The sequence below is a fragment of the Actinopolymorpha pittospori genome (assembly GCF_014873875.1).
In the GTDB taxonomy this organism is placed as follows: Bacteria; Actinomycetota; Actinomycetes; order Propionibacteriales; family Actinopolymorphaceae; genus Actinopolymorpha; species Actinopolymorpha pittospori.
Map to the genome: position 1 here is coordinate 2426669 of NZ_JADBEM010000001.1, position 21641 is coordinate 2448309.

At 63.6% G+C, this 21641-nt stretch carries 17 protein-coding genes; 11 read left to right on the plus strand and 6 right to left on the minus strand.

The genetic code is table 11. The features are described from left to right. The first annotated feature begins 24 nt into the window (after positions 1 to 24). The gene (locus HEB94_RS11485) at positions 25 to 666 is read left to right on the plus strand and encodes a hypothetical protein (protein WP_192749888.1); all 642 of its coding nucleotides are present in this window, start codon (positions 25 to 27) and stop codon (positions 664 to 666) included. Between the two features lie 12 nt (positions 667 to 678). Here the strand turns inward: HEB94_RS11485 and HEB94_RS11490 are convergent, their stop codons facing one another. Both HEB94_RS11490 and HEB94_RS11495 read right to left on the minus strand, forming a co-directional pair. Then, a complete protein-coding gene (locus HEB94_RS11490; protein ID WP_192749889.1) occupies positions 679 to 1263 on the minus strand; it encodes a hypothetical protein in 585 nt (194 codons plus the stop codon). Positions 1264 to 1894: 631 nt separating this feature from the next. After that, a complete protein-coding gene (locus tag HEB94_RS11495) occupies positions 1895 to 2581 on the minus strand; it encodes a hypothetical protein (RefSeq protein ID WP_192749890.1) in 687 nt (228 codons plus the stop codon). A 947-nt stretch (positions 2582 to 3528) separates the two neighbouring features. Between HEB94_RS11495 and pip the strand changes: the two genes are divergently transcribed. Both pip and HEB94_RS11505 read left to right on the plus strand, forming a co-directional pair. Beyond that, positions 3529 to 4473, plus strand: coding sequence for a prolyl aminopeptidase (gene pip, locus HEB94_RS11500; protein WP_192749891.1), 945 nt, complete (start codon positions 3529 to 3531; stop codon positions 4471 to 4473). Positions 4474 to 5127: 654 nt separating this feature from the next. Beyond that, positions 5128 to 5502 carry a hypothetical protein gene (locus HEB94_RS11505; protein ID WP_192749892.1) on the plus strand — a complete coding sequence of 125 codons (375 nt, stop codon included), beginning with the start codon at positions 5128 to 5130 and terminating at the stop codon, positions 5500 to 5502. Between the two features lie 119 nt (positions 5503 to 5621). On the opposite strand, the gene HEB94_RS55095 is transcribed toward HEB94_RS11505, so the two are convergent. Together HEB94_RS55095 and HEB94_RS11515 are read right to left on the minus strand one after the other, a co-directional pair. Further along, a complete protein-coding gene (locus HEB94_RS55095) occupies positions 5622 to 6467 on the minus strand; it encodes an HAD family hydrolase (protein WP_238361491.1) in 846 nt (281 codons plus the stop codon). Positions 6468 to 6562: 95 nt separating this feature from the next. Then, entirely contained in the window at positions 6563 to 7462 is a 900-nt protein-coding gene (locus tag HEB94_RS11515; RefSeq protein WP_192749893.1) for a hypothetical protein, read from the minus strand. Between the two features lie 299 nt (positions 7463 to 7761). On the opposite strand from HEB94_RS11515, the gene HEB94_RS11520 reads away from it, so the two are divergent. Together HEB94_RS11520 and HEB94_RS11525 are read left to right on the plus strand one after the other, a co-directional pair. Then, positions 7762 to 8106 carry a hypothetical protein gene (locus tag HEB94_RS11520; RefSeq protein ID WP_192749894.1) on the plus strand — a complete coding sequence of 115 codons (345 nt, stop codon included), beginning with the start codon at positions 7762 to 7764 and terminating at the stop codon, positions 8104 to 8106. Positions 8107 to 8295: 189 nt separating this feature from the next. Then, positions 8296 to 8649 (plus strand): ankyrin repeat domain-containing protein, encoded by a 354-nt coding sequence (locus HEB94_RS11525; RefSeq protein WP_192749895.1) that lies wholly within the window; start codon positions 8296 to 8298, stop codon positions 8647 to 8649. Positions 8650 to 8776: 127 nt separating this feature from the next. On the opposite strand, the gene HEB94_RS11530 is transcribed toward HEB94_RS11525, so the two are convergent. Further along, positions 8777 to 9244 carry a hypothetical protein gene (locus HEB94_RS11530; RefSeq protein WP_192749896.1) on the minus strand — a complete coding sequence of 156 codons (468 nt, stop codon included), beginning with the start codon at positions 9242 to 9244 and terminating at the stop codon, positions 8777 to 8779. A 241-nt stretch (positions 9245 to 9485) separates the two neighbouring features. On the opposite strand from HEB94_RS11530, the gene HEB94_RS11535 reads away from it, so the two are divergent. From HEB94_RS11535 to HEB94_RS11555, 5 genes are all read left to right on the plus strand, one after another. Further along, positions 9486 to 9767: a hypothetical protein gene (locus tag HEB94_RS11535; RefSeq protein WP_192749897.1), complete on the plus strand. Its 282-nt coding sequence runs from the start codon at positions 9486 to 9488 to the stop codon at positions 9765 to 9767. A 229-nt stretch (positions 9768 to 9996) separates the two neighbouring features. Further along, the gene (locus HEB94_RS11540; RefSeq protein ID WP_202896204.1) at positions 9997 to 10506 is read left to right on the plus strand and encodes an SRPBCC family protein; all 510 of its coding nucleotides are present in this window, start codon (positions 9997 to 9999) and stop codon (positions 10504 to 10506) included. Positions 10507 to 10751: 245 nt separating this feature from the next. Further along, positions 10752 to 11519 carry a transposase family protein gene (locus tag HEB94_RS11545; protein ID WP_192749261.1) on the plus strand — a complete coding sequence of 256 codons (768 nt, stop codon included), beginning with the start codon at positions 10752 to 10754 and terminating at the stop codon, positions 11517 to 11519. A gap of 123 nt (positions 11520 to 11642) precedes the next feature. Beyond that, positions 11643 to 12041 carry a hypothetical protein gene (locus tag HEB94_RS11550; protein WP_192749898.1) on the plus strand — a complete coding sequence of 133 codons (399 nt, stop codon included), beginning with the start codon at positions 11643 to 11645 and terminating at the stop codon, positions 12039 to 12041. Between the two features lie 195 nt (positions 12042 to 12236). Next, positions 12237 to 12653, plus strand: coding sequence for a DUF4279 domain-containing protein (locus tag HEB94_RS11555; RefSeq protein WP_238361492.1), 417 nt, complete (start codon positions 12237 to 12239; stop codon positions 12651 to 12653). An 81-nt stretch (positions 12654 to 12734) separates the two neighbouring features. Here HEB94_RS11555 and HEB94_RS11560 read toward each other — a convergent pair whose 3' ends face one another. Then, positions 12735 to 13181, minus strand: coding sequence for a hypothetical protein (locus tag HEB94_RS11560; RefSeq protein WP_202896278.1), 447 nt, complete (start codon positions 13179 to 13181; stop codon positions 12735 to 12737). 607 nt (positions 13182 to 13788) lie between these two features. On the opposite strand from HEB94_RS11560, the gene HEB94_RS11565 reads away from it, so the two are divergent. Further along, complete coding sequence (locus HEB94_RS11565; RefSeq protein WP_192749900.1) at positions 13789 to 21633, plus strand: golvesin C-terminal-like domain-containing protein; 7845 nt, start codon at positions 13789 to 13791, stop codon at positions 21631 to 21633. Positions 21634 to 21641 lie beyond the last annotated feature (8 nt).

The following is a 21641-nucleotide window of genomic DNA, read 5'->3' on the forward strand; positions in this document are numbered from 1 at the left end:
ATCTGTTCGAGCAACAATGCGGCTGTGGGGCAGCAGCGCAGGTACGGGAAGCAGGGCGTCGACGGGTATGAGGTGCCGACCGGTGGGCGCCGGCAGCAGCTCGAGGTAGCCGTGCAGGCCATCTACGACCACGTACGACAGACCGGGCAGGCTGGCATCTACTCCGGTGACGGCACCTGGCGCGCAGCCGCCACCGACCAGCTGCTCGCCCCGATGCTCCAAGGGCCGGACCGGATACGCCGCGGCGAGCGCGTCGACGGCGCCGACACCATCCTCGCCGCCCATCCGACCGAGACCCGCGAGGACATCCAGGACCGGCTGTACGGGTCGCGGCATTACGCCTCTCCCCGCATGCTCACCCGCCACCGCATCGCCGAGGTCCTCTACGCCGGGATCGGCGCCGGCCTGCTCGAGCCCGTCCCGGCCGCCCAGGTCGACGACACCATCGACCTGGTGCTCCAGGCGATGGCACGCGGGCGACTCCGTCCGAGGATGCTCGCCGCACACGGTCAGGGTCTTCGCCAGTGGCTGGGGCTTCCCGCCGGCAAATGGACCGCGGCCGCCAAGGAGGCAGCGAAACGGGGCCGCGAAATGTGCGCCGCCCCCGGCGCAGTCACACCCGTACGGGAGCCAGGCGAGTGGGACGGGAACAAACGGGCGCTGTGACCTGACACGACATCATTGCGATAGTCGACGGAAAACCGCGTGCTGAATACCGCCGTCAGCCAGCATCCTGGAGACGGCAGGACTCTGGGGAGGAGCTATCGCGTTCCAGAGATGCATCATCGCCCAAGGCCCATGCTCGAGTAGATCAACACTGAGGTTAAGCTCGCCGGCAATAGCCCCCATAAGGCTTTCGGCGGCAGCCCCAACGATTGTCCGCATTGAACTCTTAGACGGCACCTCACTAGCGATCACATGACACCTCCGATAGCTCGTGCCTTCACTGCCAAATCTAAGGCCAGCTGGCGAATTCATCAGGCAGAGTGCATTGGTGTATGCGTCGAGGCGTAAATTCTCCGTCACAGAATTTGTTTGTGTCACGAAGTCCTTCAGGTGATGCTCATTGTAAGGTGGCTTGAAATGAGATATCAGCATCACCTCGGCAAGCTTCACTTGCTCCTCTACCCTGGTTTTCACTGGGCGGATGGATCGATCATAGGCGGCGGCGAAGTTTACACGGTCGAGAGCGGCAATGCTGTCCGGACCGCTGACGACACTTAGGCTCGCCGCGGCTTCAATGCGGAGCAGTGTAAGGAACACGTCATGATTATTTGATAACTGTTCCGAATAGATCCGCTGGAGCGTGCTGTGGGAGCTGATTCGATCGAAGACGTCTCGACTGCCCTCGGTTCCCCAGGCCCTGCCAATGTATAAGACCTCATGATCAGTGAGAAGAGTCTTTCTGGGATCAACGGCATGTATAGCCAACGCCGTCGGATCTCCTATTGCTATGGTATCGCCAGTCTGTCTATCGACAATGCGCCATCGATCGGCCTGCGGAGATTCCCAAAAATACTGTCCCGACCGAGAAAGTCTCGGAAGATTCAGGGTGAACCCCATCGGCTTGCGACCATGAATTAGGAGCCGGCCGGCGATCCTACCTCTCCGGATACTCACCGCTTCGATAGTTGTGCGCGGACGACGGCTGACGACATACAAGAAGCAGTTGTGGGCTACTGCACGTACGGTATGGTCAATATGCTGCTGGCGTACGGTAGCTACTGCGACGCACTGTATAAACTTTGCGAATCCCATGCTCTCCCCCAGGCGTGTGCTTCTGCAGCACTAGTTGAATCTGGTATGCGTAGCGCTGGCCCCGCTGCGACGTCTCGATACGTAGGGAATAAGTCCCTGCTAGGAAAGCTATCCATCTGTTTCGCGCTCGAACAAATCATCTAGAGCGCAGTAGTACCGACAGTCGCGCCTCGCTCTGGCCAACCAAGTTGTCAGCCGACAATGTCGAGAGGAGTATGGAGATGAATAGTACTATTCCCGCAGCCGTGAAATTCACCTGACGCGTCACCGTCAAGTCGGCTCCAAGAATCAACGTTGAAAGGGCGAGGACCAGTGTTGTCGCCTTCGCCAACGTTTTCGAATTTGCGAGCGTTTCTTCGTTTAGCCAGTTTGTAGACAGATTCGCGATGATTGCGCATAGTGAAGAATTGCAAATCAAGAACATCGCTAGTGCAGGTACGAAGTTTCGGTGATCGGACTGGCCGATCTGCCGACCTAGGATGTCCCATGGACTGAAAAGTAACGCTGCGCAAAGCGTGATGACTATAATCACATAGGCAGTATAAGAACGAAGCTTTTCTTCAGGAGTGATATGAATATTGATGGCCGTTCGAAGTGCGATCACATGGTCTTCCAAGTCCACAACATCGCAGGATGATTCCTCTTTGAGCTCATGAATCTCGGCCATCAATTGGCTCCGGAGTCGTGGGGAAATCCTTGTGGGATCTTGAATCAATTCTTCCGTATGCCTCCGTAGTAGCTGACCAAATTCCGACACTTTGATTGGCGCCGCGTCCTCCTGAAGTTTGGGGTCGAAGTACTCCGCTTTACGGACTTCGCTCACGCGATAACCCGGGATCGCGTATGGAAGATTTCGAAGGATTGTAGGAAGGATGATTAGGGCAGATTTCCACTCCTTCGGTTGCTGCTTCTCGAGGAACTGTACGACGTGAGACATGTCGGCCGTCAAGGCGCGCTCGCCATATACTTTGCTCTGAATCTTCCCTTCCTTGCATTGGCATCTCGTCAACGAGTTGCCAATTCGCCGAAGGACCCACTTAGTATCGTCCGATGGGGCTGCTATCTCATTCGCATCCGGCGTAGTGGATAGCAGTCCATACTTGCTCACCCTGGTGAGCATTAATCCGCACGCCTTGACCCATATACCTATGGCAAGCGTCAGAGCAGCTAGACCCATATGTGAGTAGGTAACTCCCTTGGTTGTGTCCTGCGTTATCTGCATCGGCTCTTTCAACCCTTCAATCTCATGGCTCGCTCGATACGCCTGCTGTCACGGAACATGCGGCGACTAGGGGCCAATCCTCAACGCCTAGCGCGCCAGCTGTCCGCACTCGTTCGTTGGCGCCCCGACGAGCCAGGGTGGGGCTCATGGCTCAGGTCGGGCTTCTCTGCCATACCTCGCGTGATAGGCGCTTGGTCGCATGGACTGATCGTAGACAATCATTCCGACAATCAGTACGCAGTCGCTTGCGAAGGTTAGTCGTCTACCGGCGGGTGCAATCTTGCACATCCGATCGCCTAGGTCCCCTGACTGCTGTCATGCCTAGTACCTGTGATCCGACAGCTGATCCGCGACACATGTCCGCCAGCTGAGGTGCGACACCTTGGCCTCGATGTCCCACCGGCTCTACCGGTCACGCGGCGCGTGGCCAGGTGTGGACGATCACCTATTGCCCCGCGGCTAAGAAGTGTTGCGTACCACCGTCCTAACGGCGAAACTCGCTGGCTATCGCATCTATATGAGTGCTGTCACTTCTGTCGGGAGGACGCGTGTACCCCAAGCTCGACCCCTACGACCACGCCATGCTCGACGTCGGCGACGGGCACCGCATGTACTGGGAGACATGCGGCAACCCCGACGGTAAGCCCGCGCTCGTCGTCCACGGCGGCCCCGGCTCAGGATGCGGGAGCCCATACCACTTCGACCCCGCCGCCTACCGCGTCGTCCTGTTCGACCAACGCAACTGCGGCCGGAGCACCCCGCACGCCAGCGAACCGGTGATTGACCTGTCCACCAACACCACCGACCACCTGATCCGCGACATGGAGCAGCTGCGCGAGCACCTGGGCATCGACAAGTGGCTGCTGTTCGGCGGCTCCTGGGGCTCGGCGCTCTCGCTGACCTACGCGCTGCGCCACCCGAAGCGGATCTCGGAGATGATCGTGACCGCCGTCGCCACCGGCAGGCACTGCGAGATCGAGTTGATGACCCGCGGCTTCGGTGGCCTGTTTCCCGAAGCGTACGAGCACTTCCTCGCCGGGGTCCCCGACCCTGGCGAAGACATCTCGGCCGCCTACCACCGCCTACTCATGGACCCCGACCCGACGGTGCACCGCAAAGCGGCCGACGACTGGTGCGCCTGGGAGGACGCTATCGCCACGGTCCCACCCGGACGCGACGTCGAGCACGAACCGTGGGAGCCCCGGTTCCAGCTCGCCTTCGCCCGCCTGGTCACGCACTACTTCAGCAACCGGTGTTGGTTGCCGGACGACGAACTGGCCCGCAAGGGGCACGTACTGAAGGACATCCCCGGCGTAATCGTGCACGGGCAACTCGATCTCGCCGCGCTCGCCGGTGCTCCGTGGGTGTTGCACAACGCGTGGCAGGGATCCGAACTAGTGATCGTCGAGGACGGCATGCACGCCACCGGAACGACGGAGGACCTCATCGCCGCGACCGACCGCTTCGCCAAATCCGCCGTTCGCACTTCATAGCGGGCAACAGCGTCGCCAAGAGAACTCAGCCCTCGCCGATCCGCCTCTCCGCTCCCGACGGCGACGACGTGGGGCGGGGCCAACACGACGCCTGTGTCGCGCATCAGCTGTCGGACGTGTGTCGCACATCAGCCGACGGAGCACACCCTTGTAGTCGGGTGACTGTCGAACCGACCTCTCTTGAGGTCAAGGCGCGCCGCAAGCGGCGCGCACCGCCCCGTCCTCGTCCTGCGGGCGGCCTGGCGGCCGTCCTCGGACGGGCCGGCGCGGCCACAGGCGGTCTCGCATGACTGGTTGAGGTCACCTCAAACTGAGGTCTTCCCTGGGGGGGCGCTGCCCCCTGACCCCGGTCCTCCTCGGGGAGTGGAGCGCCGGGTTCCTCTCCCGCCGGTCGGCCACCGCGAGCGGTGTACCCGGAACCTGCACAGGGTCGCCGGGCCAAGCCGCAAGCGGTCGACGAGCGAGCCCGGCGACCCTGCACAGAACCCGGATGCGGACAAGCTGTCCGACCAACGGGAGAGGAAGAACGCCACGGGGCGTGTGCATGAAAGCCTCGGGGTCCTCCGTGGTGGGTTGCTGCCCCAGGGTGACGGTCTTGGAGGCGCAGGCGAGGGTGGTACCGCAGAACGGACGGAACGGAGTTGATCAACAATCATGGATCTCCCGCGCACAGTCCTTGGCGTAAACAGTGCACTCCTGCTCGAACTAGAGGCCGAGGCCGTAGACCTCGGGTTCAGCCAGCGCTTGCCGCCCGAGCAACTGGATCCGCACCTGGCCCCCGACGCCATCCACTACCTGTTTCCGGCGCTTGTGCACATCCTCGACCACCTACCCGATGTATCCCCGCAATGGCGCTGTGAGGCGCTCCTCACCATGAACGATGACACTCAGGTCCTCAGCCTCCTGGACGTACTGCCAGCCACGTTCACTCGACTGCCTGAGACGCTAACTCGCGCCCAGAAGACCGAAGCCGTTCTACGCATGCGGCAGGCGCCCTCAATCGGTAGTTGGCTGGAGAACCACGCTTGACGTAACACCGGTCCGTCACCAATACACCGGCAGCCCATCGTTCCATTCGCGTACCATTAGACAGGGCCCGCTCCGGTCATGAGCGGTCGGTCAGGAGTAGCCGCCACGCGACTTCCAAGCTATTGCTCATCGAACCGCAGACAGGTTCGCTCAGTCCGCAAGCAGGGTGTCGATGGTCTGGATGGACGTCGCGGTGGACTCGTGAAGCACGCCGTGCATCCCGAAGGCTCGCGCTCCATCGACGCAGACCTGTGAGTCGTCAACGAAGACCGTCTCGTGTGGCTCGAGGCCGAGCCGGTCACAGGCCGAGCGTAGATGCGCGGATCAGGCTTCAGTAGACCGACCTCATGCGAGTAGATGATCGGGTCGAAGTACGTCGAGAACCCGTAGCGGCTCTCTTCGACCTCGCGGGCGCCGCTGCCTGAGTTGCTGATGATCGCCGTCCGGTATCGCCGCCGTAGGTTCGCGGCGTACGCCATCAACTCCTCGTCCAGCTGGCCGCAATACCAGTCCCACATGTCGGCCACGAACGCATCCGCCTGCTCGGACGACAGTCCCAACTCATCGGCGCACCTGTCTCGCCAGTCGTTGAGGCTCATGTGGCCGGTGCTGATGCCGTTCTCGGGGTCGGCTGCGCCAAGAGCTGCGGAGAACGCGTCATCAGTCATACCCAACCGTTCCCGCCACGGGTCGAGCCAGACGTGCATCCCTTCGATGCGTTCCAGAACGCCACCGACGTCGAAGATCACCGCACGTACGACCATGCGGCATTGTCGCAGATCGTCGACGTGTGCCTGACCCAACGAGCTGCAGCACCGGGCGACGATGAGCACCAGGCCGACGACCTCCTGAGTGCGGACGAGCAGCCCGTGATCACGGTGCCCGTCCCTGCGGATCAGGAGGTCGGTTCGGACGCAGCGCCGCCCGCTGTCCCGTGCAATCCACGTGCGAGGGCGGGCGGTCAAAGAGGCGATCCATAGCACTGGCGGTAAGTCATGCTTCGCCATATTGCCGGGTCAGGGTCTTGGGCAGGCGCGGGTCGAAGTCGACCGTCCGCCTTTCAGGCCGGCTCCAGGGCGGTGCGGGCGTCGACGTCCTGCAGGGAGTAGCGGTGAAGTGTGACTCCTGGTGGGGCCAGGCGGATGAGGTCGGGCACCGTGAGCACTTGGCGTGGGCTGAGCCATTCCTGACCTGGTTTGTGCAGTGCCCAACCGCCTCCGATGGTGACCGCCGCATGCGTGTTGTTGCCGTCGGCGTCGCGCCATACCAGTACGGTGCCTGGCAGGTCGTCGCTGCCTCCCGCCGTGCAGTGAGCTGCTAGCCAAGCGTCGAAGGGCTCATCGTCGGCGTCATGGACACCTGCTGCCGCCATCACGGTGGCGAAGCAGTATGTTGCGCTTCCTCTGGCGATGGAGCTTCCTCTGCTCCCGCTGGCGAAGGTTCCGCTCAGCGCTCGGGCGTTGGGAAGTATGGAGGAGGCCGCGCGCCAGATCTCCTCCGGTACCGACATGCGCTGGCAGGGTAGCTGCCACTCACCGAGGACGCGCTCGAGGACGGCTTCGAGATGATGCGTCACCAGGGTTGGCCACCAGACGAACCGATGCCCGTCGGCCTGCTCGCGCAGCACCTGCGCGTCGAGGATGTCCGCCCAATCGGTGATGGAGGGCACTGCTCCTCGCCTGTGTCTGACCTGCGACAGGACGAGCCTGGCACGCACCTCGCGTGGCTGAGCATGGAACGCGTCTTCGTCAAGCCACACGGCTTCTAGATCCTTGGCGAGGTTCCACACTTCGTAGGTGTCGCGAAGCTCGGGCGAGAGGTCGTGCGGGGGACTTTCAGGTGTGAGCCCGAGTTCGGCTGCTTCGGTGACGGTCAGGAAGAACGGCTGACAGGCTGGCGCCAGCCAGGTAGCCCAGCGGCGCACCAGCGACGTTTCGACCTCGATCCCCAACACGTCCACCGCCGCATAGTACGAGCCGGGCGATAGCAGGTGCGACATAGATTTCCCAGGCTGGCGTCGTCCGAGCGGCCCTCAGGCCGGTCGTCCCGACGGCCGCCACTGACCATGGTTCTGCCCATGAACTGCGGTCTGGATTGCACGGGACAGCACGCGATTCTTGCGTTACTCCGAAGGTGGTCGACCAGGCGCTCACCGTCGCCCGGCGTTGCAGGTCGTTGAGATCACGCTGGGGTCAAGTCCTCGCTGGCTGTCGGGTCGGTGGCTCTCCCTGCCCGCATCCGGACTGGCATACTCACGCCGTGGAGTCCTCTGTCGAACCCGACGCGTACCTGGTGCTCGCGATGACTGAGGCTGCCCAACGAGTCTTGTCCGACCCGGCTGCCACCTACCGGATCGCGCACGATGCGATGGCCGAACTGCTGCCACTTGTACCCACCGCACGCCATGGCGGCGTTGCCTACTCGATGTGGGGCTCGCTCGCCGACCTGCAAGGCGATCCCCGTGGACCTCAGTCCGAACGTGAGTGCATCCTTCGAACCCGGCTCGCAGCCGAAGAGTGGCTCGCAACAGACAGCTCGAGGCACGAGCCAGTAGCGGCCTACTTCGCCCGATGGGACACGCGTACTGGACCGGCCTGGGACTAGGGCGCCGCCGGATCACCCCTGCCTTGCAAAAGCACATTGAGGGTGCACGCTCGGCTGAGCGTCGATCGGCCAGGCGTCTGAACCGCGCCGTCGTGACCGCGGTTGACCGTGACGGACCATGATCGGCCGTGTCATCTGGCACGCACGTGGCACGCCGACCCCGAAGTGCGGGGATAGGAGCGGTGATCCATGACAGACATGACGCCAGCGCACCGCGCAGTTGAGATGGAGGACCTGCAAGCACTCCGCGATCTTCTGGATGGCGGTGCCGACATCCACGAGGAGTACGGCGGGTTGAGCCTGCTTCATCATGCGATCGATGTCGAGATCGACGGCCATAACCAGACGGGCGATCCGCTCCACGTCGACACCACTGCGTACCTGCTCGCCAGAGGCGCTGACCCGACCCGCCGTTCTGGCGCAGGCACCGGAGTCTCAGCTGAGACCACGGCCTCCGTGGCAGGTCACTGGCTTGCTACGTGTCTCATAGAGGACTGGAAGCGTAGCCACCCTGACGGCCAGCCGGATGAGCTTGGACGGTAGCCACGGCTTACCTCCAGATTCGTAGGAACAGGCACCGTGATCACGAGCTGGTCGTCCGCGCTCTGGAGGTCGTCGGCCTGGTGCTCATCGTCGCCCGGTGTTGCAACTCGTTGGGGTCACGCTGGGCTCAGGGCCGGGCAACGCATCTCGGGTTGGCACCGCTGGCGCGTAGGCGTTCGACGAGTTCTTCGTGCTGGGTCGGCGTGAGCAGCATCCACAGTCCTGTGCCGGTGTCGGTCGCGCTGTAGATCAGATCGTCCGCGTCGGTGTAGCCCTCCGCGTTGATGGTGAAGGGCGATAGCGCCACCAGGAGGTCGAACTGGTCGTCATCACTGACTTCGACCTCGATGCCGACGTAGCCCACCGGGTGGCTCGGGTCGTGTTGGCGCGCCTCTTGTGTTCTGGCGAGGTCGATCAGGCGCTGGACGGCGTTCTGGGTGTCCTCGGGCCAGGGGTCGTCGGAGATGGCATCGACCCAGGCCCGACGAAGCGTGCTACGCAGAACATGCAGTGCCTCGCGGTGAGCGGCGATCACAGTGGCCCCGTCCGCGGTGTCGTCAAGGACGAACGCCTGCCGGCCGATGGGTCTGGACACCTGGCCGCCCTCCTCTGCTCGGGGGCGTGAGCCGAGTGCGGGCATCTTCCCATTCGCTGCGGGTCCGCGGCGTCCGAGTTTAGGGTCTGGGCCTCTGTGATGGTCTCGGACGCGGCGAGGAGCGGCAGGGTCTGGTCGGTGTCCTCCCCTCGGCTCGCGGAGGCCGGGGGCCATAAGCTTCCGCGCGGAAGCGGCCTCTACTGGTGCCGCATCGCAGCGACCTCAGGAAGGGCTTGTCGACATGAAGTTGAACTTTCAGGTCGGTGACTCCACCGTCCTTTTTCGGCGTAGTCCGTGGACAGGTGTGGAGTCGATCATCGTCGACGGCGAGGAGCAGCGGATCAGAGACTTCGCGCAGGCGAACAAGCCGACGTTCAACCTGGACCGGGAGACGACGACGAGCATCAACGGCACGACGGTGACGATCCGTGCACTCCGTCCGCGCTGGTTCGGTGGTCTGCGTCCGCACGATTACAGGGTCGTTGTTGATGGGAACGTGGTGCTGACACAGCAGGGGTACTAGGGCTTGGTGCGGAGTCTGTCAGCGACTCGCATGATGAGTACAGCGGGGGGCTTATTCATAAGGTTGCCAGAAGTAACAGATCTCCGACACCTGATCTGCGACACGTGGGCCGAGGAAACTTAGAGGTTAGCGGTCCGGGAGGCGGTGTCGGATCGGGGTTGAGGCGTTCGTGGAAGGGGTGAGCGCCGCCCACGAGGGGCGCCGCCCAAGCCACAGGAGATGATCCGAGATGCCAAGGAGCGTGCACACCGTGGCCGCGGAGAACGTGAGCGCCACCCTGACCGTCGCCGTGCCCGCCGCGAGGGTGTTCGCGGTGCTGGCGGACCCGACGACCCATTCTGCGATCGATGGCACCGGCTGGGTTCAGGAAGCTGTCGACCGGGCGCCGCTGACCGAGGTCGAGCAGATTTTCCGGATGGACATGTATCACGCCGACCATCCGAACGGTGGCTACCAGGTGGCCAACAAGGTCCACGTGCTCGACCCGCCGCGCGCCATTGGCTGGCTGACGGGGTACGACCCCAAGGGCGACGGTCACCTGGAGTTCGGCGGCTGGTTCTGGCGTTACGACCTGGCGCGGTTCGGTCCGTCCGAGACTGAGGTCACGCTCACCTACGACTGGTCGGCCGTGCCGCAGTCCATCCGGGAGTACCTCCAGTTCCCGCCGTTCGGCCCTGAGCATCTCTCCAACTCGCTGCACCACCTGGCCGAGCTTGCCGCACCGACGTCCCGGGCCTGACCGCCGACATTGAGCAGGCAGCCATCCAGGCAGCCACTCATCGTCGGGCGTCGGGCTGTAGCTTCCAATTGAGTGGACGAATTCTTTTGAATTTCCTCAGTGGTTACTCGGGTCAGCTAACAACATCTGATCAATCTCGCAGATGATGCGTGTCGGGCTGGAAAAGCAACGGCTCCTCGCATGAGATTTTCGCGGACGTCCAAATCTGCGGAAACCATCTGGAGAAGCCGTTGCGGTATGAGGCTATGACAGGGCTGACCGATGGGCAACTGACCGAGCTTGCCGGGCGTGTCCACACACTGATCGGAGACCTCCACTCGCGCGGCCGTCCGTACGCGCTGGGCCTGTACCGCTCGATCGCGATGGTCGTGTCGCTGATGCGCAAGAACATCACCCAGGACTTCGCCGGGGCCATCTTCGGGGTCAGCCAGCCCACGGTGAGCCGCCGATGGGACCTGCTACGCCCGGCCATCGGGCAGGCCCTGGCCGAGTTCGTACCCGACCCGCAGCGGGTGGTCGGAGCTGGAACCGTGCTGGTCGACGGCACAATCTGCCCGACATGGGACTGGCGAGGGACCCCCGACCTGTTCTCCGGCAAGGCCGGCTACGCCGGCATGAACATCCAGATCGCCGCCACCATGGACGGAACACTGGCCGGCGTCGGCGCCACGCCGGTACACGGTGCTCGCCACGACGCCTACGCCTACTCCGCGTCCGGACTCGCAGAGAAGCTCACCAACATCCACGCCCTCGCCGACCTCGGCTACGTCGGAGTCGATGGCATCGACATCACCCCGATCAGAAAACCCGCCAACGGCGAACTTCACCAAACCCAGGCCGACTTCAACACGCAACTGTCCAAAATCCGAGCCGCCGTAGAACACGTCATCGCACACCTCAAAACATGGCGAATGCTCAGCGAAGAAGGCGGCCGCTACCGGCCACCAATCTCCAAATACGCCAGCATGCTGAAAGCTGTCACCGGCCTATTCTTCTTCCGCACTTATGAATAAGCCTCCGGGTCCTGGGTGCATACATGAAGTGGATGTGGAGTCGAAGTGGGTTTCTTCGGTACCTACGCCTATGACGGCAGCCGATGGGTGGCAGGTCAGTCGCAACCTGTAGCGGAGCCATGGTTGCAGCTGGATATACATGACAGCGACATCACGACGGTTCGCTATCGCCCGGTAGGAAGTGGGACCGGTGTGGCCTATCTCGGGACCACCCCACGCACCTACTTCGAAGACCAGATCGCCTCCGCGCCGACGGACGTGGCCCGCGAAGCGGCAGGACTCGCGAACTGGTGGGCGCAGCTCCGCGGCGGTGTCAATGAGGTCGAGCGGTCCGACAAAGAGGCTGAGCTTGCCGGCTACCTTGCCTACGACGAGGACCCCGCAGAGATCGACCTGGACGAGGATGAAGACGTCGATCAGCTTGACGATGCGGAGATCTTCGTGGAGGTCAAGACCGCTCGCTTCCTCGAGACGCTTGGCCTGCCACTCCCGGAAGACCTCGCCGATGCCACTCGACGATGACGAGCGTGCTGAAGCCCCTCGCTGCGTGGTCGTTGGTGGTGCTCTTGATGCGTTGGTAGCGGCGCCATGGCTCCCGCTGGTGACCTGAGTTGCTGGAGCGTAGCCGTAGGTAGTCACCGGGCCAGGCTTCGTAAGCAAGGATGGAAAGATCTTGATTCCGACGAACTACCAGTACGTGCCATGAGCGCATTTCGCATGTATCTCAGGGTGGTCAGCGAGTCTTTGCAGCCGGAGGAAATCTCCGAGAGGCTAGGAGTGGAGCCCGACGAGTCAACGTCGATCGGAAGTCGCAAGCGCCCGGAGTCGCGTCCGCGGTCGCATGCGACCTGGATCCGACGTGTCGTGGCGGCGGAAGGCTGCGCAAGGCCAGAGGATTTGGAGCCGGTGGTCGTCGGGTGGGGTCCGGATCTTGCGGACGCCCTCGGGCGACTCGCCGAGTCCGGGGAGGCCGCCGTCTCCCTGGAGATCGTTCAGGAGATCAGAGACCTCAACGACCCACGGCAGAGAGGCATCTTCCTCGGGGCCGACCTGCTGGCGTGGATGGGTACAGCCAGGGCATCGCTCGACATCGATCAGTACGTCTATCACGAGTGCGGCGATGAAATTGAATAGTGCCGCGCCACCCAACCAAGCTGGTGCTCGCGTCAAGTCACGCTCGACTTGCGCCGTCCAAGTCGAGCGACGACGTGGCCGTCAATTCTGGGGATCTGTCGCACGCAGCGCTTGACGCATGTCCTCCAGAAGCCGGCCGGCGCCGCTGCGGACCAGCTCATCATCGTCGCCCGACGTCAGCGCGGCGCACTCCGCCATCGCTACGGCTAGGTCGCTTTCGCTGTGCCCAACGGTGTCCTCGACAGCGGTGAAGATCCAATCGGCAGTCTGGTCATCGGCCGATGCAAAGGCGGACGCGATCATCGCAAAGCCGGCCCGATCCATCCGTCGAAGGAGCGCTGCGGCCGTCCACCTGGTGACGTAGGTGTCCACAGCGTCGAGGACGAGCCGACGCAGCGTGGCGCCAGCCTCGGGCATCTCAGCGTAACTGGCCAGGCACGTCCCCGCATCAGCGCGATCACGGTACTCAGTGCTGTCGGCCAGCCTGATCAGCGCCGCCACCACAGCACGCCTGGACTCGTCACTCATGCACGAGAGTGTCGCTCACCACGGGTGAGGTCCCGGCGGCTGGCGAGCAAGTCAGGCGCCCAGCCGGGGTTGCCCTGTTGGGCGAGGCCTGGTCTACGAGCGGTGTGGCGCACTTCGCCTCATGTGAGGTGCGGATTCGGGCTCTGAAGGTGTGTCCGAATCCGGACTCTGCGTGACCCCTTCGTTCTGGGTGCCGTTACTTCTTGCGGATCTTGTCCGGCCGTGTGGCCTGTTGGTTGGGGTGGGGAGTCGTATGTCTGCGTGGGTTCGTCGTGCTCGAAGTGCCCGGCTCGGCGGTGCCGCCACGGTGCGGAGGCCGTGGTCGTTTCCGCGGCGGGTGCTGGTGGTGGCGTCTGCGCTGGGGGTGTTGCTGGGGTTGCTGGCGCCGCCGGGGGCGGTTTCGGCGTGGGCGGCCACCTCGGCATCGGCGCAGGTGAGCGCGTCCGTGCGGGCGGGCGGATCCGTATATGCCACGGCTCCGGTGCGAGCGGGTGCGCCGCGGCAGGCGGTGACGTCGAAGCGCGTGAAGGCTGGGGCGCCGGCTGCTGGGGTTCGGGCGAGTGCTCCGTCGGCGTCTTCGGGGACGGAGGCGGCTGGTGGGGAGTATGTGCCGCTGCCGCCGACCAGGATTGTGGACTCCCGAAATGGTCTGGGGACGACGCAGGCGCCGCTGGAGGAGGCCACGTCGCGTTCGTTCCACATCACCGGCGCGGGTGGTGTCCCGCTGTCGGGGGTGTCGGCGGTGGTGTTGTCCGTGACGGCCACAGACGCCTCAGCTGACACGTGGTTCACGGTCTGGCCAACGGGTCAAACGCGCCCCACGGTCTCCCAGCTGTCGGTTACGGCGGGGAACTGGGAGGCGAACACCGTCATCACGAAGATCGGCACCGGCGGCGACATCGACGTGTTCAACCGGTGGGGCCGGGCGCACGTGATCCTCGATGTGCAGGGTTACTTCACCGACTCCACGGTCACCGCGGCTGGTGGAACCTTCGTGGCGGTGACGCCGAGCCGGGTCTATGACACCAACCTTTCCGGCCGGACCCCGCTCGTGGGCGGCGAGATCCGCGACATCCAGGTGACAGGGCTGGGCGGTGTTCCCACGAGTGGGGTGTCGGCTGTCGCGGTGAACCTGACGGTCGACAACACGACCGTCAACACCTCCGTGCAGGCTTTCCCTTCAGGTGGTTCCCAGCCGGGTGTGTCGACGTTGCAGGCCTCGGCTGGGCAGATCGCGTCTGCTTTGGCGCAGGTGAAGCTCGGTGCGGGCGGGAAGATCAGCGTCTTCGCGAACCTGGGCCAGATGCGGCTGATCGTGGACGTCGAGGGTTACTACCTGGACTCCACCCAGAGCGGTCGGGACTTGTATGTGCCGATCAGTCCACGCCGGATCTACACCAGCAGCACCGATTTTGCTGGGGGTGAGACCCGCGCGATTCAGATCTCGGGTGCGAAGGACGCGAGCGGAAACGTGGTCGTCCCCTCCACTGGTGTGACCTCCGTCGTGGTGTCGGTGACGGCGGTGCAGCCGGCGGCGAAGGGGATCATGATCGGCTGGCCGGCGGGCCAGCCGCGGCCGGTTGCACAGATGCTGAGCTACAACCTGGCGGACAACAACGTCACCGGCACCGCCATCCTGGCGCTGGGGACTGGCGGAAAGCTCAACATCTACTCCTCGGCCGCATCCGGGCTGACGATCGATGTGCAGGGCTACTTCCAGTCCAGTGTCGATCTGAAGGTTCCCGAGCTGGTGTATGCGACTGGCGCGAAGCTGGACTGGGCGCCGTATGTCGACCCGAGTTCGGCTGATGCCAACGACATCGTTGAGTACCAGGTCCACCGCAGCACCAACCCGGAGTTCACTCCGTCGGCGGCGACGCTGGTCGCCCCGGTGGACAAGACCGCGACGACCTACACCGACACCACCGCGATACCGACCCCGGCCGACAGTGAGGACCTCTACGGCGCGACGTACTACTACCGGCTGGCGGTGAAGACCAAGGACGGCGGACTGACCGTTTCGAAGGTCAGGCAGGTCCGGCTTCCGAAGGCGGGCCGGATCGTCCGCCTGTTGCAGGGCCCCCAGGAGACGGACGACGCCACATTGTCTCTCACCCCGGCCGACACGCCGCGAGGTGGGGAAACACAGCTGTGGGTAAGCAGCAGCCCTGGCGTCACAGGTGGCGACCGGGCGGTCTTCAAATTCGACCTCTCCTCGATACCGGCAGGTGCGGTGGTCGTGGACTCTCGGTTCAGTCTGTGGCGCAATGGCGGCAGCGGGGACCCGCCACTTGGGACCTCCTGGGACGTGCACAAGCTCACTCAGGACTTCGACGAGCCCACCGTCACGTGGAACAAGGCGAGTGCAGCGACCTCGTGGACCCCGGGCGGTGCCTACGACACGGCGGTGGCGGGAACCCTTGGGAAGTTCACCGGCCAGACCGGGGCGTGGAGCACGTGGAACGTGAAGGGCGCGGTTATCGACTGGATGGCGGACCCGGACCAGTCCAGTAACCACGGCCTATTGATGCTGTTCAACGGAAGCAGCACGACCCCGCTGAGTGCTTCGTTCCTCTCCAGCGAGGCGGACGGGTTTGGTCTGCAGCCGAAGCTTGAGGTCACCTATCTGGAGAAGACGGCGGAGTCGACGTACTACGCGCCTTACACGCCGGCGCGGATGGTTCCGGGCGACACGTATCCGGTCGATGTGACGGTGACGAACACGACTGGGGCGGAGTGGGCGGCCTCGGACTGGGTGGTGTCCTACCGGTGGGCCCTGCCGGACGGTAGCCCCGTGCCTAAGGCGGGGAGTTCGACGCAGACGGCGCTGACGAAGGACGTGCAGCCCGGGGACAGTGTCACCGTCAGCGCGCCGTTGAAGGCGCCAATCAACTCCGACTCGGGTAACAAGCGCAACGACTACGTGTTGCAGTGGGAGTTGTTCAACAAGGTCACCGGGCAGTGGCTGTCGGACCTATCGCAGACGCCGAAGATCCCGCCGTTGGTGCAGAACACGACGGTGGAGGACCCGACCTCCAACCAGCTGGGTCTGGAGAAGTTCTACTCCTATGTGGGGAAGAACACCGGTGCGGGTTCGGCGGTGATGACGAACACCTTCGCCGGGAACACGGTCTGGTCCTACGACGCGTTCTCCAACCCCTCACGCGGTATTTCGACGTTCGTCAGGTTGGCGTACAACTCCCTCGACACCTCCGACACTGTGGCCGGGTACGGATGGTCGCTGCAGGCGTCGTCGCTGACCCGACTGGGCACGCCTCTGGACTTCCACCCCAACAAGAACCCCACCGAGGTGACCCTCACCGACGGGGACGGCACAAGCCACATCTTCAGCTGGGACGCGACGGCGAACGAGTGGACGAGCCCGGCGGGTGTGCATCTGTTCCTGCAGCGCCTGGTGGAGTGTGACAACAAGACTGAAGAGTCTCGTGCCTGGGTGATGACGCGGCCGGACCGCACCAAGTTCTTCTTCGACTGTGACGGCTACCTGTCGGCGATCGCCGACAACAACGACAACGAGCTGACCTTCACCTACGAGCAGCGGCAGTCGAACAACCAACCCACCAAGTTCCTGAAGCGGCTGACCGACGCCGAGGGGCGGGACACGCTCACCCTGGACTACTACGCCAAGGGCGATGGCTACAAGTGGATCGATGACGCCGGTGTCGAGCAGTCCGGATCTAGCCTGACCAACCCGCACATCATCGACCACCTCAGGCAGCTGACCGATATCTCTGGTCGGACGATCACCTTCACCTACACCGACAAGGGCTTGATGGCCAAGATGGTCGACGGTGCCGGTGACCCGTTGGCGAAGACGTTCAAGTTCGCCTACGACGCTGCGCAGGGCAACAAGAACGTCAAGCTGGTCAAGGTTACTGACCCAAGGGTCCACGACACCAAGCTGGACTACTACACGCCCGTAGTAGGCGATGACCCAAAGTTCCACTGGTTCGCGAAGACCATCACCGACCGGCTCGAGGGTGGCACGACGTTCACCTACACCGATCCTGACGGTCAGGCCAGTGCGGCGATCCAGACACAGGTCAAGGACGCGGAGGGCCACACCTCGACCTTTGTGACGGACGGGTTCGGACGGCCAGCGCAGACCACGAACGCCAAGTCCCAGACGACCAAGGTTCGCTGGGACAACGACAACAACGTGGAGCGGCTGGAGGAGGACGGCGGGGCCGTCACCACCTGGAAGTACGACCCCCAGACCGGCTACCCCCTCCTGATTACGGATGCTGAGGCGAACAAGAACGGCACCGCCGGCACGAACCTGGAATACAACGGAGATCTGCTCAAGCAGCACATCGCCCAACTGGATTCGAAGACGTCGCCGGAGGGCCGGAAGTGGGAGTTCACCTACACCCCCGATGGTGATCTAGAGACGGTGACCGACCCGGCCGGCACCGCCACCGCGGCGGACGGTGACTACGTCACGGCCTACACCTATGACGAGTTCGGGCAGTTGAGGACGTCTGAGGACGCCAACGGGAACGTCACCAAGTACGACGACTACGAACTGTCGTCCGGTTACCCGCAGCTGATCACCGACCCGTATACCCACACGACGGGGTTCGAGTACAACAAGCGCGGCATGGTGACCACGGTTACCGACGCGTATGAGAAGGACACCACCCAGGAGTACGACCTGTTCGGCCGCCCGGGTAAGCGGACGGAGCCCAAGGACGAGGACAAGGGCGAGTTCATCGTCACGCCGGCTCCGGTCTACGACGCGAACGACAACGTCAAGGTGGCGACCGCGCCGAACGGGGCGGTCTACACGGCCACCTACGACGCGGGCGACCAGTTGGAGACCTCGACCGAGCCGAAGGACACCTCGGGCGGCCCGGAACGCAAGAGTGTCTTCACCTACGACAAGGTCGGGAACCTGAAGTCGGAGACGGAGCCTAAGGGCACGCTCACGACCACTGACCCCGACGACTTCGTCACCAGCTACGGCTACGACGAGATCTACCAGTTGATCTCGGTCACGAACGCTGAGGGCGACGAGATCACCTACGGCTACGACAACGTGGGGAACCTGAAGACGGTCGTCGACCCGCGGAAGAACGCGAGCGAGGCTTCCGATGACTTCACCGCCAAGTACAGCTACAACCTGAACCACCAGGTGACGGTGACCACCGACGCTGACGGGCACACCACCGGCACCGGTTACGACCTCGACGGCCTGGTGAAGTCTACGAAGGACCAGGACGGCAACGAGACCCTCATCACCCTCGACGAGCGGGGCAAGCCGTCGCAGGTGCAGGTGCCCCACAAGAACGACGGCGGGGTCGTCTACCACATCACCCAGTACAAGTACGACGAGGTCGGCAACACCACTAAGGTGATCAGCCCCCGCGGTGTCGACACCCCCGAGGTGGATGACGACTTCGTGACCGAGACCGTCTACGACAAGCTCAACCGGGTCAAGGAACAGCTGACGCCCTACAAGCCCGGCGACCCGGACTACCACTCGGCGAACAGGACGACCTACACCTACGACAAGGTCGGTCGGCTGGAGAAGGTGCTCGCGCCGCCCTCCGCCGGGGACGGCGCGACGACCAACGACACCACGTTCACTTACTTCGACAACGGGTGGACGGAGACGTCGACCGATCCGTGGGACATCACCACGGTCTATGACTACACCGACCTTGGCCAGCAGAAGTCTCGGACACTGACGGCTGGTGGTGCGGCCGGTGACGGGGCGGACCGGGCGATGTCGTGGACGTACTACCCGGACGGGAAGCTCGCTACCCGCAGTGACGACGGTGTGCCGGCCGGGGCGCAGATCGTGGTGGCCGACAACAGCGACACCGAGAACATCACCAAGACCGGCACCTGGACCACCGGCACCACAGGCTCGGATCACCAGGGCACGGACTACGCCACCCACGCCGCCGGCGCGGGAACCGATGCGTTCACCTGGGAGCTGAAGATCCCGCAGGACGGCACCTACCAGGTGTTCGTCAGGTACCCGCAGGTCACCGGCGCCGCGAGCAGCGCCGCCTACACCGTCACACACGCGACCGGCACGGCTCCCAAGACGGTGAACCAGACCACCAACACGGGTTCGTGGGTGAGCCTCGGCTCGTTCACCTTCGACGAGGACAAGACCAACCAGAAGGTCACCCTGGCCCAGAACGCGACCGGCGTGGTCACCGCGGACGCGATCAAACTGGTTCGCGACCGGTCCGGTGACCCGGCCGATGATGAGAAGTCCTCGTTCGAGTACGGCTACGACCCGAACGGGAACCTGACCGACATCGCCGACCTCAGCCCCAAGACGGCGATCGGCGCCTACAAGGTCACCTACGACGGTCTGAACCAGGTCGAGAAGGTCGAGGAGAAGGCGAGTTCTGACCCCGACGCTGAGGTGAAGCACACCACCAGCTTCGGCTACGACGAGAACGGCAACCCGAAGACCCGCACCCACGACGGGCAGCCCTCGGCCTATGACTATGACAACCGGGACCTGCTGTCGAAGGTGACCGACAAGAAGTCGGCGTCGGATGCCGATCCGAAGGTCACCAGCTTCACCTACACCTCCCGCGGTGAGCGGGAGCAGGAGACCAAGGGGAACGGGAACACCGTCGAGTACTCCTACTACCTCGACGGGCTGTTGAAGCACCAGCTGGAGACCAAGCCGAACGGCACCGTGGTCACCGAGCACACGCTGACCTACGACCCCAACGGCAACCGGAAGAGTGACGTGGCGGTCAAGATGAACGCCGACAACCACGCCGCGACCCTGTCCACGACCAGCGACTACACCTACGACCCGCTGGACCGCATCGCCCAGGTCACCAAGACCGGGACAGGTGCGGGCACCGAGACCTACAAGCACGACGCGAACAACAACGTCATCACCCAGACGATCAAGGGTGTCGAGACCGACTACGACTACCAGCGGAACCGGTTGCAGTCCGCCACGACCGGCGGGGTGAAGGCGTCCTACAACTACGACCCGTTCGGCCGACTGGACACGGTCACCGCCGCGGGTAAGACGCTCGAGCGGTACGTCTATGACGGCTTCGACCGGATCAGCCAGTACCGAAAACTCGGCGAGACCGGCTCCACCTCCGCCACCAACTACACCTACGACCCGCTGGACCGGACCTCCTCCAAGACCGTCAACGCCGGCGCCACCGGGGAGAAGACCACGACATACGACTACCTGGCCCTGACCGACCAGGTGCTCACCGAAGCCGTCGGCGGTGAGGTCACGAAGTCCTACCAGTACAGCCCGTGGGGTGAGCGGCTGTCCCAGGTCACCCACAAGGCCGGTGGGGTCGAGGAGGACGGCTACTACGGGTACAGCCCGCACACCGACGTCGAAACCTTGACCGACGATGGCGGTGACACCAAGGCCACCTACGGCTACACCGCCTACGGCAACAACGACGACGCCCAGTTCACCGGAATCGACAAACCCGACACCCAAGACCCCACCAAGGAGCCCTACAACCCCTACCGCTACACCGCCAAACGGTGGGACTCCAGCACCGCCAGCTACGACATGGGGTTCCGCGACTACAGCCCCGGCCTGAACCGGTTCCTGTCCCGAGACTCCTACAACGGCGCCCTCGCCGACATGAACCTGACCACCGACCCCTTCACCGGCAACCGCTACGCCTTCGCCGCCGGCAACCCCATCACCCGCATCGAACTCGACGGCCACATGAACGTGGCCGACATCTCTGACCTTGGCGGTTCGGGCAGTGGTGACTCGACTCCCACGCCGACCCCGAGCCCACAGGCCGCTCCTCCTCAGCCATCTGATCATGGCTCCGGGAGCTCCGGTGAGGGCACGAAGATTGGTCTGACTGGGGTACCACCGATTTGGCGGAGTACGGCCGTCCGCGCCGCAGCTGATGACCTGCTGGCGGGCGCAGCGGAAGGCGCCGTGCGAGTAGTAGGCGTGCTAGGACTCCTACTTATGACCTGCGGGGACTCGCCCCAGGCCGCCGGATGCCAGGATGACAGTGACGGTGACAACAGCCGTTGTGAAAAGCGCCAGGGGGAGTGCAAGAAATATGTAACTTATACGAAGGTGAATTCCATAACTGGCCAGAGGTATACGGGGCGTACGTCCGGATGGGGCACGCCGGCCCAGATCGTCGCAGCTCGCGATTCCGGGCACCACAGGACCGCCAAAGATGGGTGGGGAGCCGCAACGCCCGATAGATCCACTGTCTCCACTCTTCCCTACGCGCAACGCCATAGCGACCCTGCGTATCAGGCCATCCGAGGTCGCGAGCAGCAGCTCATTGACTTCTGGGGAGGCGCGAAGAGCGACGGAGGGACATCGGGGAACTCCATTCGTGGAATTGCTCGCGATAATCCACGCCTTCCTCTCTATGTGGGTGCCGCAACCGCTCGATTCGGGCTGGTAGAATCTAGGCCAGGTTGGACTCCTTAGTAGTGACG